Genomic DNA, 16,318 nt, shown 5'->3' with positions numbered 1-16,318 from the left:
TACGACTGGCAGTCCCACCTTCGGAGTGCTAACCCCATTATGAGCACTCTCCCCGGGAGAGTGCAAAAGGCTGGGGCGTCGTCCGCCCGCATCCGCACCGGGCGGACGACACGAGGACGGCGTGCGGGTCCGGATGCACGCGACCCCCGTGGGCGCCGTCCCCTCAGGGGGTGGCGCCCACGGGGGTCGCACAGCGTCGGCGGACGCGCCGCCGACGGGGTCAGCCGGTGACGACGACGGCGACGCCATCGACCTGCAGGTTCGGGCTCTGGACGACGGGGAGGCCCAGCTCGCGGCCGACGGCCTCGGCGGCGGCCTTGTCCCCGGAGCGGTTGTACATCACGGTGGAGGCGCCCACGCGGGGGCCGCTCCAGTTCTGGGCGGACACCGACGTGAAGCCGGCGTTCTTGAGCTCCTGCGCGTTGCGGGCGGCCAGGCGGTTGATGCGGGTCGCGTTGTACACCGTCACACGGGTGCTCTTCGCCGCTGCGGCGGCACGGGAGGCCTCGGCCTTGCGGGACGCCTCGGCGGCCTGCGAGCGGGAGGCCTCGGCAGCCTGGGAGCGCGATGCCTCGGCGGCCTGCGAGCGGGAGGCCTCGGCAGCCTGGGAGCGCGATGCCTCGGCGGCCTGCGAGCGGGAGGCCTCGGCAGCCTGGGAGCGCGATGCCTCGGCGGCGCGGGCGGCCTCGGCCGACGCGGCGGCCGAGCGGGAGGCCTCCGCGTCACGGGACGCCTGGGCGGCGGCCTGCGCGGCGGCGGAGGACTCGGCGGCCTGCGCGGCAGCGGAGGACTGCTCGGCGGCGCGGGAGGCCTCCGCGTCACGGGACGCCTGGGCGGCGGACTCCTGCGCGGCACGGGAGGACTCGGCGGCCGGGGCGGGCCCGCTGCTCGACGCGTCCGTGGTCGCGGAGGGCGGGGCAGGCTCGGTCGAGGACGCGGCGGCCTCGGAGGAGGAGGCCGGGGCCTCGGTCGTGCTGTCCGTGGGTGCCGAGGAGGACGAGGAGTCCGCCGCGCCGGCCGTCGGGCGGTCGTCCCCGCCGGTGAGCCACGGCAGGATCACACCCAGGAACAGGCCCGCGAGCAGCACGAGCCCGGCGAGCAGCAGCAGCGGGCGGAGAGCGCCCCCGCCTGCGCCGCCGGACGCGGCGGTGGCGCCGGCGGCGGCCGGTGCGAAGGACGCGCGGTGCGCGCCGCGCTGGTCGGTGTACTCGGGGACGTCGTCGAAGCGGTCGGGCCGGTATGCCATCGGTCAGTTCTCCTGGCGGGGGGAAGCGGGAGCGGTGGACGAGGGAGTCACGGGCCTCCTGATCGCCCGGCGCCGGGTGCCGCGCGTGCGCAGCAGGCGGCGGACGAGGAGGGGGCGGTAGGCCAGGGCGGCCTCGCGATCCAGCAGTCCGTTCAACACCTGATAGTAGGCGGTCGGCGCCAGTCCGAGGCGCTCCCGGATCGCGTGGTCCTTCGCGCCGGTGTGCCGCCAGGTCGCGGCCTCGAGGTCGAGGACGGCCCGTTCCTGCTCCGTGAGACCGCCGAGGGGCGCGCGGGAGGCGCGCGCGGCGGCGTCGTCGGGGCGGAGATCCGGCTGAGGCATGACGGCCACTGTAGTGACCGTCGCGGCCGTCGGCGCGCGGATACGCTCGGAGCATGGATCTCCTCGCACCCCTGGACCCCGGATGGGAGAGGGCGCTGGCCGCGCAGTCGGACGCCTTCGAGCACGTCGGCGCCGCCCTGCGCGCGCGCCGCGACGCCGGCGAGCACGTCCTGCCCGCGCCGGAGGACATCCTCCGGGCCTTCCGCCAGCCCTTCGACGGCGTGCGCGTGCTGGTGCTGGGCCAGGACCCCTACCCCACGCCGGGCCACCCGATCGGGATGTGCTTCGCGGTGGACCGCCGTGTGCGTCCGCTGCCGCGCTCCCTGGCCAACATCTACCGGGAGCTCCACGACGACGTCGGCGTCACGCCCCCCGAGCACGGCGACCTGACCGCGTGGACGGACCAGGGGGTGCTCCTGCTCAACCGCGTCCTCACGGTGCGCGCGGGCGCGCCGGCGAGCCACCGAGGGATGGGCTGGGAGCAGATCACCGAGGCCGCCGTGCGGGCGCTGGCAGGGCGCGGCACCCCCCTCGTGGGCCTGCTGTGGGGCGCCGATGCCCGGCGCATGGCTCCGGTGCTGCGCGAGGCGGGGTGCGGCGTCGTGGAGTCCCCGCACCCCTCCCCCTGAGCGCGCAGCGGGGCTTCTTCGGCTCGCGGCCGTTCAGCCGGGTCAACGCCCTCCTCGCCGAGGCGGGCGCGGAGCCGGTGGACTGGCGCCTCCCGGCCTGAGTCGGTCCCGCCCGCCCCGACGACGCCGGGCGGGTCCCGTCAGCGCAGGCGCGGCGGCAGCGCGCGGGGCGAGGAGTCCCGCAGGCGGTCCGTGACGGGCTTGGCCACCGTGTTGCCCAGGGCCACGCCGGCGGCGATCGCGGCGACGATGACGATCGCGTCGACGATCCCGACGATCCCGAGCATCTCCGACTTGGACTCCACGGTGAATCCGTAGAGGGAGCGGAAGATGGTCAGGCCGGGGAGCAGGAAGAGCACGCTGGGCAGCGCGACCACGAGGGCGGGAGCACCGATCCGCTCCGCCACGATCCGCGCCGTGAAGCCGATCGCGGCCGCCGCGATCGCCGGGGCGAGCCGACCGCTCGTGCCCGCCGCGGTGACCGCCGTGAAGACGAGGTAGCCCACCGCGGAGACGGCCCCGCTCGCGAGGATGGCACGACTGCGGTTCTGCTCCACCACCGCGTCGGACATGGACGCCACCGCCACGAGGGCCAGCAGGAGCAGGAACGGGTGGCTCTCCTGCGAGGTCTCGGCGAGGTCCAGCGGCGGCAGCCCGACCATCTCCGCCACCCCCACCGCGAGCATGATCCCGCCCATGATCCCCGCGTAGACGAGCAGGGCGGAGATGAAGCGGCCGGCGGCCGTGACGGGGAACCCGTTGATCGCGTCCTGGGTGGCCGTCACGAACCGCACCGTCGGCAGGAGCATCATGATGCCGCCCGCGGTCACCACGGCGGGGTTGACGGGCACCCGGAGGGCGAACGCCACCAGGGCGATGACCGTGGCGAGGAAGGCGGCGAACATGGCGGAGAAGATCTCGGGGAAGCGGGCCCTGTCCGCCTGGACCTTGAGCCAGAACACCAGCCACGTGGAGACCATGCCCAGCAGAGCGCCCTCCCAGGAGCCGCCGATGAACGGGACGAAGCAGCCCGCGAACACGCCCGCGAACAGGACCTCGAAGAAGGGCGGGAACGGCTTGGGCCGGTGGCGGATCTCCACGAGACGGCGCTGCGCCTCGGAGCGCTCGACCTTCCCCTCGGAGATCTGCTCCACGAGGCGGTGGACGGCCACGAGGCCGTCGAAGTGCGTGGACGAGGAGCGCACCACGCGCTGCAGCGTGTACGGCACCTCGCCGCGGGAGGAGTCGGGCGCGTAGTTGAGGGAGATGGCCTGGTTGGTCAGGTCCACCTCGGTCTCCTGGATGCCGTAGGCCTGGGTCACCACGATGATCGAGGTCTCCACGTCCAGCGAGGTGGCCCCGAAGCTGAACATCGTCTCCCCCAGCTTGAGGGCGAAGTCCAGGGTGGTCCGCGCCTCGACGGAATGGTGCTCGACGTCCCTGCGCTGCTGGAGGGTGGAGCGCATCCTGCGCCCGTACGGCGAGCTCTGCAGACGCTCCACCATGGCGAGGGTCTGCGTGGGCAGGGCCTCCTCGAACACGGCGCGGTCCTGGCGCCCCCGCCGCCCTCGGCGCCGGCCCTTCTTCTCCGGCGGGCCGTGCGGGACCACCGGGTCCGGGACGGTGACGTCCGGTTCGGGGATCACGGCCGGCGCGGGCAGGGCGCCGTCGGCGTCCGCCGGGGAGAGCACCGAGGTGGGCACCTGCTCCGAGAGCGGCGGCTCGGTCAGGGGCGAGTCGGCGGCCGGGGTGGGAGTGGCGTCCTCCGCCCCGTCCGCCTGGACGACGCCCTGGTCCGGGTGGAGGCCGGGGTCTGCCGCGAGCCCGGTCTCGTTGACGGCGTCCTCGTCCAGCAGCAGCGGGTCCAGGTCCACCGCCGAGTCCGGGGTGAGCATCACCGGGGGCACCGGCCGCCCGGGGGACTCCGCGGCGGCCGCGGGGCGGATCACGGGGATCAGGGTGGGCTCCGCGGCGGGCTCGGGGATGCGCGGGTCGAAGCGCTCCGCCTCCTGGGGGCCGTCCGGGTCCACGCCGTCCACCGTGTCCTTCCTGCGCTCTGCGCCTGGCTGCTCCTCGATCGCGGCTGGTCGCCGGTGACATCCAATCACGCCGGACGCACCTTCGGGCACGCAAAAGGGCCCTCCCGAAGGAGGGCCCCGCTGCGGTGGATCTTACTGGACTCGAACCAGCGACCTCTCGCGTGTGAAGCGAACGCTCTAACCAACTGAGCTAAAGATCCGCGTGCGTCCCGATCCGCCGTGGCGGACCGGACAACTCGCAGAACTCTACCGGATCCCCCCGGCGGGGGCAAGTCCGCGCGGCGGCAGGAGGGCCGGCCGGCCCTCCTGCCGCTCACCTCACTTCGCGGAGAGCGCGAGGTCGTCGAGGCTGAAGGCCGTCCAGGCGGACGAGTCCTCCACGCCCCGGAACTGCAGGGTCACCGTCCTGCCCGCGAAGCGGGAGACGTCCACGGTGTGCTGCACCCAGCCGCGACCCTTCTCCAGGTTGGAGTGGGTCTTGAGGGTGTACGTGCCGTACGCGCCGTCGCGGACCTGCACGGACAGCTTGTCGTACGCGGTGGACGAGCTGGTCTCGGCCGAGTCGACGCGCACCCAGTAGGACAGCGTCGTGGTCGTGCCGGCGGGCACGGCCACGGTCTGCGAGAGGGTCGCGGTGTTCGCGTAGCCGAGGTTGTTGAGCACGCCGTGGTAGATCCCCGAGTGCGGGGAGACGGACTCGTACCGCGACCGGCCGGTGCCGCTCCAGCCGGTGGCGCCCGACTCGAAGCCCGGGTTCACCAGCAGGTTGCCGGAGGGTGCGGGGGCCGGCTCCACGGGAGCAGTCGGGTCGGTCGGCGCCGTCCCGCCGACGGCGGCGACGGCCGCGGTGGCGTCGGCCAGGCCGGCGCCGCAGCCCTCGGAGCAGGTCACGGGCATGGCGCGGGCGGTCGACTTCAGGGTGGACTCGACCTGTGCCGGGGTCAGGCCGGGCTGCTTCGTGAGCATGAGCGCGGTCAGGCCCGCCACGTGCGGGGTGGCCATCGAGGTGCCGTTGTAGGAGGCGTAGCCCGCGCCGGACGGCCGGGTGGTGCCCGTGTTGACCGTGGAGATGATGGAGCTGCCCGGCGCCGTCACGTCCACGGCGCTGCCGTAGTTGGAGAAGGAGGAGCGGCGGCCGGAGGAGTCGGACGCGGCCACGGTGATGGTGTTCTGGCAGTTGGCGGGGCGGGCGTTGGCGGCGGGCTGGTTCTCGTTGCCGGCGGCCACGACGACGGGCACCCCGCGACCCACGGCCGCGTTGATGGCGTTCTGGTAGGTGGTCCCGCAGGTGCCGGAGCCGCCGAGGGACATGTTGATCACGTCGGCCGGGGTGGCGTTCAGGGGGGCGCCGGGCACGGAGCCGCCCGCGGACCACACGATCGCATCGGCGATGTCGGCGAGCGAGCCGCCGCACTTGCCCAGCACGCGCACCGGCTGGATCTTCGCGTTCGGGGCCACGCCCACGACGCCCACCGTGTTCGCCGCGGCCGCCACGGTGCCGGCCACGTGCGTGCCGTGCCAGGACGAGTTCGACGGGTTGGGATCGCCGCACTCGCCGGCGAGGTACCAGTCGCCCTCGTCGGCGGGGTTGGCGTCACGGCCGTTGCCGTCACGCGAGGAGGTGGTGTTGGAGATGAAGTCGTAGCCGGCCACCACGTTGGCGTTGAGATCCGCATGGGAGGTGATGCCGGTGTCGATCACGGCGACGATCGAGCCGGTGCCCGTGGTGCTGTCCCACGCCCCCGGCACGCGCATGCCGTTCACCCCGGTGAAGCCCCACTGCTGCCCGTAGGACGGATCGGCGGGGGTGAGGCCGCTCGCGGTCATGATGGCGTTCGGCTCCACGGCCTCCACCAGGCTCGAGGCCTTCAGGTCCGCCATGAACGCGGCGGACGCGGAGGGGCTGAGCTTCTCGTCCGTGGCGATCACGTGGGAGCCGAGCGCGGTCTCGCGCAGCTCCTTCACGGACACGCCCGCCTCCTTCGCCGCCTTGCCCCACGCGAGGGCCCTGCCCTTCGGGCGGGAGACGGACGCGGTCTCCTTGTAGGTGACGATGAAGGAGTCGTAGCCGTCCGCGTTCGGGTCCGCGGCGGTGGACGCGGCCGTGCGCGCCGGGGCGGAGGCCGCAGGGCGTGAGGCGTCGGGGACGGCGTCGACGGCGACGGCCGGCGAGGCGCCGAGGGCGCTGCCGGCCACGACGGCGGCGGCGAGCAGGGCGCCGAGACGACGCGTACGGGAGGGGGGAGAGGGCGTCATCGTGCTGCTCCTCGAGGGGACGGGCCACCGCCTGCGGTGGAGTCCGAGGGATCGGGCACCGGGGGTGACGCGGCTCACGCTAGGGCATGTCGCGCGGAATTGACCAGCACGGATGCAGAGGTCGTCGCGAGCCCCCTACCGGATTCGAACCGGTGACCCTCTGTTTACAAGGCAGATGCTCTGGCCAGCTGAGCTAAGGGGGCGGGCAGGGGGCCGGGTCCGCGCGGGCGCGGCACCGACCCCCTGAAGGATACCGGGATCAGCCCTCGATCTTGGCGGACGCCCAGTCGCCGAAGGAGTCCTCGGCGCCGTCGATGGCCCAGTTCTTGCCGTCCATGAGCACGGTCGGCGTGCCGCCGACGCCGGCGGCCTTGGCCTTGGCGGTCGCGTACGCCACGGCGGGCCGGTAGGCGTCGTCCTTCACGCAGGAGGAGATGTCCGCGCCGAGCTCCTCGGCGCGGTCCACGAGCTCGTCGTCGGAGATGCCCTTGCCCCCGTGCTGCTGGTAGGCCGCGAACAGGCCCTCGACGAAGGCGTTGTAGGCCTCGGGCTTCTGCTCGGCCACGCAGTACGCCGCGTTCGCGGCGCGGGCCGAGTAGTTCTGGTTGCCCGGGGTGCTGAGGAAGTCGACGATCCGGTACTCGACGGTCGCCTTGCCCTCGTCGAGCCACGTGTTCAGCTGCTCGGCGTTGCTCTTCTCGAACTCGGCGCAGTGCACGCAGTTGAAGTCGGCGTACACCACCACGTGGTGGGGCTCCCCGTCGGCGGGCGCCTCGGCGCCCGGGACACTCTCCGGCTGGCCGCCGGCGCCCTCGGGGACCTGCACGTCGGCGGCCTTGACCTCGCCGACGTCCTCCCCGCCGTCGGCAAGCGCGGTGGTGGAGGTGAGGGCCACGCCGCCCTCGGTGTTCGCGACGGCGGGCAGGGGCCCGGCCTCGGCGGCGGCGTCGCGGCCCTGGTTCGCCACGAGCGCCACCACGAGGGCGGCCGCGAGCGCGGCGGCGAGCACGGCGCCCCAGATCCAGAGGGAGCGGCGGCGGCGGTCCCTGCGCTGCTGCTCCTCCTGCATGCGGCGGGCGCGCGCTCGGGCGTCGGTCGACGGCGTCGAGGCTCTGCTGCTGGCCAAGGGTCCTCCTGGGGTCGAAGTGTGCGTCCCGGTGCGCTCCGGGCGGCGGGCGCGGGCACCTGCCGGGGCCGGGCTCGCGATGCCCGAGGCGAGCATATCCGCCCAGTCTGGGAGGATCGGCGGCATGGCCCCCCCGGAGACGAACGCCCCCTCCCCCGCCGACCGCCTGACCGTCACCGGCGCCCCGTCCGGCGACGCGACCGAGGACCCCGCGACGGCCCTGCTCGCGCTGCCGTGGTCCACGCCGCTCGAGGAGTGGCCGGAGGACGTCCTCGCCGCCCTGCCACGCGGCATCTCGCGGCACGTGGTGCGCTTCGCCCACGTGGGCGGGAGCATCGTGGCCGTCAAGGAGACCACGGAGGAGCTCGCCTTCCGCGAATATCGGCTGCTGCGCCGCCTCGCGGACCGCCCGCCGCCGTCGGTGGAGCCCGTCGCGGTCGTCACCGGACGCACCCGCGACCACGGCACGCCCCTGCCCGCGGCACTGGTCACCCGGCACCTGCGCTTCTCCCTGCCCTACCGCGCCGTGTTCTCCGAGCGGCTGCAGCGGCCGACCCTCGTGCGGCTCATGGAGGCGCTGGCGACCCTGCTGGTGGAGCTGCACCTGGAGGGGTTCTTCTGGGGCGACGTCTCGCTCTCCAACGTGCTGTTCCGCCGGGACGCGGGCGGATTCGCGGCGCACCTGGTGGACGCGGAGACCGGCGAGCTGCGGGAGCGGCTCTCCACGGGCCAGCGCGAGCACGATCTCGAAGTGGCCCGCGTGAACGTGGGCGGCGAACTGCTGGACCTGCTGGCCAGCGGGCTCGCCGACCCGGACGTGGACCCCGCGGCCACCCCCGACCTCATGGTGGACTCGTACCGCCGGCTGTGGGAGGAGCTGACCGCTCCGGTCGCCTTCCCCCGTGCCGAGCCGTGGCGCATGGACCGCCGATTCCGCCGCCTCGGCGAGCTCGGCTTCGAGGTGGAGGAGTACTCCCTGCGGGCGGCGGAGGCCCCCGGCATGATGACGGCCCGGCCCACGGAGGTCCTCGCAGGGTTCCACCGGCGCCGCCTCGAGCGGCTCACGGGCCTGCACGTGCAGGAGAACCAGGCCCGACGCCTGCTCGTGGACATCGACGCGGCCCGGCGGGCCTGGGACCCGTACCTGGACATGGAGGGGGCCGCCCACCGCTGGGTCGTGGAGGTCTTCGATCCCGTGGTGCACTCCGTCCCACTCGAGCTGCGCGCCAAGCTCGAGCCTGCCGAGATCATGCACCAGCTTCTCGAGCACCGCTGGTACCTCTCCGAGGCGCGCGGCGCAGCCGTGCCCCTCCAGGAGGCCGTGGACTCCTACGTGGACACGATCCTGCGCGCCCGCAGGGACGAGGACGCGCTCGCCCTGCACCCCACCACCACGATGCTGCGGGCCGTGCCCGACCCGGAGCCCGGCGCGGGCTGAGCCGGCTCAGCGCTGCAGCAGCAGGAAGCCCGGCGCGGCCACCTCCACCGGCGCGGCGGCGGGCGCGTCCGCGTCCGCGGCGAGCGGGCCGGCGTCGGTGTGGCCGGCGAGCACGTGCGCGCCCCGCAGGTCCTCCGGGACGGTGAGCGGGAGGTCGCCGAGGGCGGCGAGGAGCACGACGTCGCCGCACGCCGCCTGCTCGGCCCGTCCGCGCTCGAGGCGCACGTGCCGTCGCTCGGGGTCCACCCACGCGCGGGTGAGCGAGCGCCGCGGCTCCGTGAGTGCCGGCAGGGTGCGGCGCAGCCCGATGAGGCGGCGGTACGTCTCCTGCACGCGGGCCCCGCGGCCCTGCCCCGGCTCGGCCCAGTCGAGCACCGCGGAGTCGCGGGTGACCCGGTCCTGGGGGTCGGGCACGTCGGCCGGGTCCCAGCCGTGCTCGGCGAACTCGCGACGCCGGCCCTGGCGCACCGCCTCGCCCAGCTCCTCGTCCGGGAACGAGGTGAAGAACGCCCACGGTGTGCTCGCCGCGAACTCCTCGCCCATGAAGAGCAGGGGCACGTTCGGGCCGGTGAGCAGGAGGGCCGCCTCCGCGGCCAGCGACCCCTCGCTCAGAGTCGCCCCGGTGCGGTCCCCGGCGGCGCGGTTGCCCACCTGGTCGTGGTTCTGGATGCTCACGATGAACGCCTCGTTCGGCACGTCCGCCGGAACGGGACGTCCGTGGTCCCGTCCGCGGAACGTCGAGCGGGTGCCGTCGTGGAAGTACGCCCGCTCCATCACCTTGGCCACCGCCTCCAGGGGTGCGAAGTCCGCGTAGTAGCCGCCCGTCTCCCCCGTCGTCGCGACGTGCAGGGCGTGATGGACGTCGTCGTTCCACGCGGCGGCCAGCCCCAGCCCGCCGGCGGAGCGCGGGAGCACGAGCCGGGGGTCGTTGAGGTCGGACTCCGCCATGAGCGGCACGGGGCGGCCCGCGCGGGCCGCGGCCTCGTCCGCGAGCGCGGCCATCTCCTCGAGGAGGTGCACGGCGCGGGTGTCCCGCAGGGTATGCACGGCGTCCAGGCGCAGCCCGTCCACGTGGAACTCCTCGATCCACATGCGCAGGTTGTCCAGGATGTGGCGGCGCACCTCGTCCGAGTCCGGACCGTCCAGGTTGACGCCCTCGCCCCAGCCGGTGTCCCCCGCGGTGAGGTACGGGCCGAAGGCCCCGAGGTAGTTCCCCGCGGGGCCGAGGTGGTTGTAGACCACGTCCTGCACCACGCCGAGCCCCGCGGCGTGCGCGGCGTCCACGAAGCGCCGGTACGCCTGAGGGCCGCCGTAGGACTCGTCCACCGCGAACCACGCGACGCCGTCGTAGCCCCAGTTGCGGGGGCCGTTGAAGGAGTTCACGGGCAGCAGCTCGAGATGGGTCACGCCCAGCTCGACGAGATGGGGAAGCCGCTCGATCGCGGCCTCGAGCGTCCCCTCCGCCGTGAAGGTCCCCACGTGCAGCTCGTACAGCACCGCGCCGCGCAGCCCCCCGCCCTGCGGGGCGGCCGGATCCGCGAGCACGCCGGCCGGCCCGCGCCAGTCAGCGTCCGTCCACGCGAAGTCCGCGCCCTCGACGTCGCGGCGGGAGGGCCCGTGCACCGTGTCCGGCTGGCGGCGCGAGCGCGGATCCGGCACGGGGTCGCCGCCGTCCACGCGGTAGCCGTAGCCGGGGTCGGCGGGGGCCGGGGCGCCGAGCACGGCCGCCGGGTCCTGCGACGGCGTCCACCGCCCGCCGGCCGCGCGGTCCATGGCCACCGCGCGGGCGCCCGCCCAGCGGTCCTGCGCGTCGTGCCGCGACCCGGGCACGGTGTCCACGAGCACGAGTTCGACGGTCTGCGCGTGCGGAGCCCAGACCGCGTAGGGGGTGCGCCGCGCCTGGGCCGCGGCCTCCGGCTCCGCACCGGTGGGGTCCACCGGGTCGGCCCCGATGCGGCGCAGGCCGAGGCCCGCATCCGGCACGGGGGCGGCGGCGACGACGTCCGCGGCGGCCTGCGGCGCGCGGGAAGGGGCGGTGTCGGGGGCGGTGTGGTCGCGCATGGCGGGTCTCCTGGGGTGGACGGATCGGTCAGGCGGCGGGCACGAGCAGCGCCACCGGGAGGTCGTGCAGCAGCTCGGCGAGCCGCACGGCGCCCCGCTCGTCCGGTTGGACGCGGCGGCCCGTCACGGCGTCCTCCCACGCCCCGGCCGGGACGGTCACGGTGGTCTCCCCCCAGCCGCCGCGCTCGGTGAGCGTGGCGGGCCAGCGGGTGGCCACGGCGAGGGCGCCTCCGCGGCTGAAGGCCACGGCGTGCTCGGCGGCCGGACCGGAGACGTCCAGCGGGCGGTATCCCGTGAACAGCTCCGGTCGGTCGCGGCGGGTGCGCAGCGCCGCGGCGACCACGGCGAGCTTGGCCGCGTCGGGGTCCTGGCGCGTGGGGCGCCACCCCGTGTCGAGGCGGTCGAGGAGGGCGGCGCGGGCCGCGAAGTCCACCGGGCGGCGGTTGTCCGGGTCCACGAGCGAGGGGAACGGGAGCTCGGTGCCCTGGTAGACGTCCGGGACGCCCGGCGCCGTGAGCTGCACGAGCTTGTGGCCCAGCTGCACCGCGAGCCCGGCCTCGGAGATCCGGTCCGCCACCGCCTGCACGAGGCCGCGCGCGGGGCCGTCCGCCGCCGTGACGGCGTGGGCCAGCTCCGCGAGGCGGGCCTCGTAGTCGGCATCCTGGTCCGTCCACGTGGTGTGGACGGCGGCCTCGCGCGCCGCCTTCTGGAGGAAGCCGAGCACGCGCTCGGCGTCCGGCGCGGTGCCGTCCGTGGGCCACACGCCCACGATGGACTCCCACACCAGGCGCGCGGCGTCCGGCTCCCCCAACGGGTGGAGGGCACACAGCTGCGTCAGATCGGCCGCCCAGCGCTCGGGGTCCTCGGCCAGCACGGCGATGCGGGCGCGCACGTCCTCGCTGCGCTTCGTGTCATGCGTGGTGAGTGTGGTCATGGAGGTGGGCCAGGACGCCTGCCGGGCCTGCTGCGCAGCGTGGAACCCGCTCAGGGTGAGGGCGACGTGCGCGGGGTCCCCGCCCACCTCGTTGAGGTTGGCCCACCGGGCATACCGGTAGAAGGAGCGGTCCTCCACGCCCTTGGCCATCACCATGCCGGAGGTCTGCTGGAAGCGGCGGGCCACCGGGGACTCCGGGTCCGAGAGCACCGCGAAGAGGTCCGCGAGCACGGGTGCGAGCTCCGGTCGCTCCGCGGCGGCCGCCTCGACGGCCTCCTCGAGGTGGCCCTGTCCCACGGGGAGGTAGGTGCGGTACACGGGCAGCTGGGCGAGCACCTCCGCCAGGCCCGCGGTGAGGGCTTCGTCGTCGTGGGCGCCGAGGACGCCGTCCGCGCGGGCCTCCCGCACGAGGCGCCCGGTCTCGGCCGCGAGGGAGCCGGTGGCCACGTCCTCCTTGGCCTCGGCGATCAGCTCGTGCCATTCCGCGCGGCGGGCCGCGTCCTGCTCGGGCGTCCCCACAGCGGCGCGGGGCATGAACACGCGCTCGACCTCGCCCAGGGCGTCGTAGCCGGTGGTCCCGTCCGCGTCCCACGCCGCAGGCAGGAGCTCGCCGGGCTCCAGGATCTTCTCCACGACGAGCCAGCCCTGCGGCAGCACGCGTCGACGCAGGAGGCGGAGGTAGCCGGCCGGGTCCGTCAAGCCGTCCGGATGGTCCACGCGCAGCCCCGAGACGAGCCCCTCGCGCACCCATCGGGCGATCTCCGCGTGGGTGGCGTCGAAGACCTCCGGGTCCTCGACGCGGACGCCCGCGAGGGTGGTCACGGTGAAGAAGCGCCGGTAGTTCAGCTCGGCGTCCCCGCGGCGCCAGCCGATGAGGCGGTAGTGCTGCAGCTCGTGCACGGCGTGGGCCAGGCGGGCGAGCTCGGGGGTCGGATCGTCCTCGGGGCGGGCGCCGGCGAACACCTCAGCGGCGCGCAGGCCGGTGGCGGCCTCGGCACGCTCGAGCGAGCCGGGGGCCAGCGGATAGGCGGTGTCCCAGTGCAGGAGCCGGCCGGCGTCCGTCCCCTCGCCCGGGACCACCACGAGGCGCTCGATCGCGGCGTCGTCCCCGCGATCGTCTCCCTCAGGACCGTCCTCCAGGACGGGAATGAGCACACGGCCGTCCCCGGCCCCCCAGTCCACGTCGAACCACGCGGCGTGCTGCGCTTCCCGGCCGTGCGCCAGCAGGTCCCACCACGCCGGGTTCGCCTCGGGCGTGGCCACTCCCACGTGGTTGGGGACGATGTCCACGAGGACCTTCATCCCCACCTCGTGCGCGGCGCGCGCCACCTCGGCGAGGCCCTCGGCGCCTCCGCGGGCGGGGTCCACGCGGCTGGGGTCCACGACGTCGTAGCCGTGGTCCGAGCCCGGCTCCGCGGCGAGCAGCGGGGAGAGGTAGAGCCAGTCCACCCCGAGCCGGTGCAGGTACGGCACGAGCTCGGCCACGGAGGGCAACGGGAGGTCCGGGCTGACCTGGAGCCGATAGGTGGAAGCGGGCACGGGACGCTCAGCGGGGATCACTCCGCCGACGCTAACAGAGGCTCCGGACGCGGCAGGAGGACCGGACGTCGCCGCCCGCGCCGAGGGGGCTCAGCGCCCCCGGGCAAGTCGTAGAAGATGTCCTCCCCCACCAGGGGCTCCCCCGTGGGCTCGAGGAGCACCAGCTCGTCCTCCAGAACCGTGCCGTCCGCGGTGGTGAGGTCGGCCGTGAAGCCGCTGCCGGACTGCCGGATGCCCTCCACGGCCGTGTAGCCGTACTTCCGCACGAGGTTCTCCCGGAGGCCGGCGAGCCCGCTGAGGTGCAGCCAGACGCCGAGCCCCAGCAGCAGCCCCGTCACCGCGAGGAATCCCATGCCCACGCGGCGCTGCGTGCGGGTGTCCCGCAGCAGCCGCACGTCCTGGTTGCGCCCCGTCGACGCCGCGAACCGGCGGTGCCGGTGCGCGCGCCACGCCCCCGCGACCACGAGGGCGACGCCCGCCACGGCCGCGACCGCGGCCGTCCAGTAGAGGATCCAGGGCGTCCAGAGGTCCACACGCGAGAAGTCCATGGCTCCATTGTGGGCCATGTCACATCGAGTGCCCGTGCCGCGGACGCGGATTCACCCGCTCCGCCCTGGAGGGCGGGGTCAGGGCAGGTTCTCGCCGCGCGCGGCGGTCCAGAGCCGATGCCACTGCGCCGCATCCATCGCGGCGGCCACCTCGGGCGCTGCGGCGCACGCCGCAAGTCGGCCGGGGTCCTGGCTTCCCACCACGGGGCGCACGCCCCACGGCAGCTTGAGCAGCCAGGCGAGGACCACGGCCTCCCGCCCCGCGCCCAGCTCTTGTGCCACCTGCGCCACGACGGCTGCCGGCCCGCCCGCCGAGGCCAGCGCGGCGGCCTCGGCGGGGTCGGTGGGCACCGAGCCGTCCGAGCCCGGGGTGAAGCGGCCCTGGCCGAGCGGACCCCAGGCCTGAAGCTCGATCCCCTCCTCGGCGCACACCCGCCCCAGGTCCGCCGCGCCGGCGGTGGCCGGGGCCGCGCCGTGATTGGCGAGGACCTCGGCCTCCACGAGGGTGCGGTGGTGCAGGCCCAGCTCGAGCTGCGCGCAGGCCAGGCCCGTGCCGTCTGCGGCGAGGCGGCCGAGGGCGCGCTGGAACGACAGGAGGCGACCGGTGCCGAGGTTGGACACCCCGAGCCGGCGCACCAGCCCGGCCTCCCGCGCGTCGAGGAACGCCCGCACCGTGTCCTCTACGGGAGTGAGCACGTCCGGGCGGTGGATGATCAGCGTCTCCACCGCGCCCGTGCCCAGGCGGCTCAGCGAACCCTCGAGGGCGCGGCGCACGTGCGCCGGAGAGGAGTCGTAGCGCGTGACGCCGCCTCCCGCGGGGTCCTGCCCGGGGAGCACGATCCCGGCCTTCGTCTGCACACGCAGGCGCCCCCGCTCGGCCGGGTCCAGCTCGGCCAGCAGGGCCCCGGTCGTCGACTCGGAGAGGCCGCCGCCGTAGATGTCCGCGGTGTCCAGCACCGTGATGCCGGCCTCGAGGCCAGCGCGCAGTGCGCCGCGCGCCCGCGCCAGGGCGACGTCGGCGCCGGGGCCTGCGCTGTGGGGACCCTCGCCGTCGTCGACGGGGACGCCCCATCCCATGGTGCCCAGGATCAGCGGGGACGCGGCGGCGTGCTCGGCGGTGCTCATGCCCTCAGCGTCTCATGGGGCCCTGTGGTGAGATGGGCGCATGAAGCTCGCCACGTTCCGCCAGCCCGACTCCGACGCCGCCTACCCCGGGGACACCTTCGCCGCCGTCGTCACCTCGGTGCACCCGGATGACCCCGAGGTCGCGGTGCGCGCCGTGGCCCTCCCCGGCTGCCGCGACGTCGGCGAGCACCTGACCTCGACGCCGCAGGAGCAGAAGGAGCGCGTGGAGCTGGCGCTGCGCGCCGCCAAGGAGGACCACTCCCTCCTGCTGGACACCACGCAGCTGGTGTACGACACGCTCATCCCGTTCCCCACGAAGGTGATCTGCGTGGGGCTGAACTACACGGACCACATCGCGGAGACGGGCCAGGAGCGCCCCGAGCATCCCACGCTGTTCGCGAAGTTCGCGCAGTCGCTCACGGGCGCGCTGGACCCGATCGAGGTCCCCGAGGAGGACCACCGCGTGGACTACGAGGGCGAGCTGTGCATCGTGATCGGCGAGCCCGGGCGGCGGATCGCGGTCGAGGACGCGCGCGAGCACATCGCCGGGTTCGCCGTGGCCGACGACGTCTCGATGCGCGGCTTCCAGGGCCGCACCTCCGAGTGGCTCCAGGGGAAGGTCTGGGAGGCTTCCACCCCCGTGGGCCCGTGGCTCGTCACCCCGGACGAGCTGTCCAAGGACGCCCGCATCCTGACCCACGTGAACGGGGAGGTGCGGCAGGAGAGCCGCGTGGCCGACGTCGTGTTCTCCCCCGAGCAGCTCGTGGCCTACGCCTCGCAGCTGATCACGCTGAACCCGGGCGACCTCATCCTCACCGGCACCCCGGCCGGCGTCGCGCTGGCCCGCAAGGACGAGGAGGGCCGCCGCCCGTGGCTGCGCGCCGGCGACGTCGTGGAGGTGGAGATCACCGGGCTGGGCCGGCAGCGCAACGAGCTCTGCTGATCCGCGCAGACGGCGACGAGCCCTGCGTCGTCGCTGCCATCCGGGGGCCGCCCCGGGCGGCCCCCACCGCCGGGGGGGGGCGCGGGGGGGGG

Annotated in this window: 11 protein-coding genes, 2 tRNA genes and 1 pseudogene; 3 read left to right on the top strand and 11 right to left on the bottom strand. The window is 74.9% G+C overall.

Annotated features, from left to right (window positions below; all coding sequences use genetic code 11):
• Positions 1-220 precede the first annotated feature (220 nt).
• Positions 221-1,246, bottom strand: a complete 1,026-nt coding sequence (locus KZX60_RS01915) for a LytR C-terminal domain-containing protein (RefSeq protein WP_248115346.1) — start codon at positions 1,244-1,246, stop codon at positions 221-223.
• Between the two features lie 3 nt (positions 1,247-1,249).
• A complete protein-coding gene (locus tag KZX60_RS01910; RefSeq protein ID WP_248115345.1) occupies positions 1,250-1,588 on the bottom strand; it encodes a DUF3263 domain-containing protein in 339 nt (112 codons plus the stop codon).
• A 53-nt stretch (positions 1,589-1,641) separates the two neighbouring features.
• On the opposite strand from KZX60_RS01910, the pseudogene KZX60_RS01905 reads away from it, so the two are divergent.
• Positions 1,642-2,318: pseudogene (locus KZX60_RS01905) on the top strand (uracil-DNA glycosylase).
• 39 nt (positions 2,319-2,357) lie between these two features.
• Here the strand turns inward: KZX60_RS01905 and KZX60_RS01900 are convergent.
• The 5 genes from KZX60_RS01900 to KZX60_RS01880 form a co-directional block, all read right to left on the bottom strand.
• A complete protein-coding gene (locus tag KZX60_RS01900; protein ID WP_248115344.1) occupies positions 2,358-4,346 on the bottom strand; it encodes a threonine/serine exporter family protein in 1,989 nt (662 codons plus the stop codon).
• 36 nt (positions 4,347-4,382) lie between these two features.
• Positions 4,383-4,456: transfer RNA gene (locus KZX60_RS01895), tRNA-Val, on the bottom strand.
• 118 nt (positions 4,457-4,574) lie between these two features.
• Positions 4,575-6,512: a S8 family serine peptidase gene (locus KZX60_RS01890; RefSeq protein WP_248115343.1), complete on the bottom strand. Its 1,938-nt coding sequence runs from the start codon at positions 6,510-6,512 to the stop codon at positions 4,575-4,577.
• Positions 6,513-6,641: 129 nt separating this feature from the next.
• Positions 6,642-6,715: transfer RNA gene (locus tag KZX60_RS01885), tRNA-Thr, on the bottom strand.
• 56 nt (positions 6,716-6,771) lie between these two features.
• Positions 6,772-7,638, bottom strand: coding sequence for a thioredoxin domain-containing protein (locus tag KZX60_RS01880; protein ID WP_248115342.1), 867 nt, complete (start codon positions 7,636-7,638; stop codon positions 6,772-6,774).
• Positions 7,639-7,762: 124 nt separating this feature from the next.
• Between KZX60_RS01880 and KZX60_RS01875 the strand changes: the two genes are divergently transcribed.
• On the top strand, positions 7,763-9,076 hold the full coding sequence (locus KZX60_RS01875; RefSeq protein WP_248115341.1) for a DUF4032 domain-containing protein: 1,314 nt from the start codon (positions 7,763-7,765) through the stop codon (positions 9,074-9,076).
• A 6-nt stretch (positions 9,077-9,082) separates the two neighbouring features.
• Here KZX60_RS01875 and treZ read toward each other — a convergent pair whose 3' ends face one another.
• The 4 genes from treZ to KZX60_RS01855 all read right to left on the bottom strand — a co-directional run bounded on the left by treZ (position 9,083) and on the right by KZX60_RS01855 (position 15,283).
• Complete coding sequence (treZ, locus tag KZX60_RS01870) at positions 9,083-11,137, bottom strand: malto-oligosyltrehalose trehalohydrolase (RefSeq protein WP_248115340.1); 2,055 nt, start codon at positions 11,135-11,137, stop codon at positions 9,083-9,085.
• 28 nt (positions 11,138-11,165) lie between these two features.
• Positions 11,166-13,631, bottom strand: coding sequence for a malto-oligosyltrehalose synthase (gene treY / locus KZX60_RS01865; RefSeq protein WP_248115339.1), 2,466 nt, complete (start codon positions 13,629-13,631; stop codon positions 11,166-11,168).
• Positions 13,628-14,158 (bottom strand): hypothetical protein, encoded by a 531-nt coding sequence (locus KZX60_RS01860; protein WP_248115338.1) that lies wholly within the window; start codon positions 14,156-14,158, stop codon positions 13,628-13,630. Before KZX60_RS01860 ends, treY begins: the two co-directional genes overlap by 4 nt.
• Positions 14,159-14,236: 78 nt before the next feature.
• A complete protein-coding gene (locus tag KZX60_RS01855) occupies positions 14,237-15,283 on the bottom strand; it encodes an aldo/keto reductase (RefSeq protein ID WP_248115337.1) in 1,047 nt (348 codons plus the stop codon).
• A 40-nt stretch (positions 15,284-15,323) separates the two neighbouring features.
• On the opposite strand from KZX60_RS01855, the gene KZX60_RS01850 reads away from it, so the two are divergent.
• On the top strand, positions 15,324-16,226 hold the full coding sequence (locus KZX60_RS01850; RefSeq protein WP_248115336.1) for a fumarylacetoacetate hydrolase family protein: 903 nt from the start codon (positions 15,324-15,326) through the stop codon (positions 16,224-16,226).
• Positions 16,227-16,318: the final 92 nt, after the last annotated feature.

It is taken from the genome of Micrococcus sp. EYE_212 (genome assembly GCF_023147585.1).
GTDB lineage: Bacteria > Actinomycetota > Actinomycetes > Actinomycetales > Micrococcaceae > Micrococcus.
The sequence above is the reverse complement of the archived record's forward strand: the minus strand, read 5'-3'. Positions and strand labels throughout refer to the sequence as shown.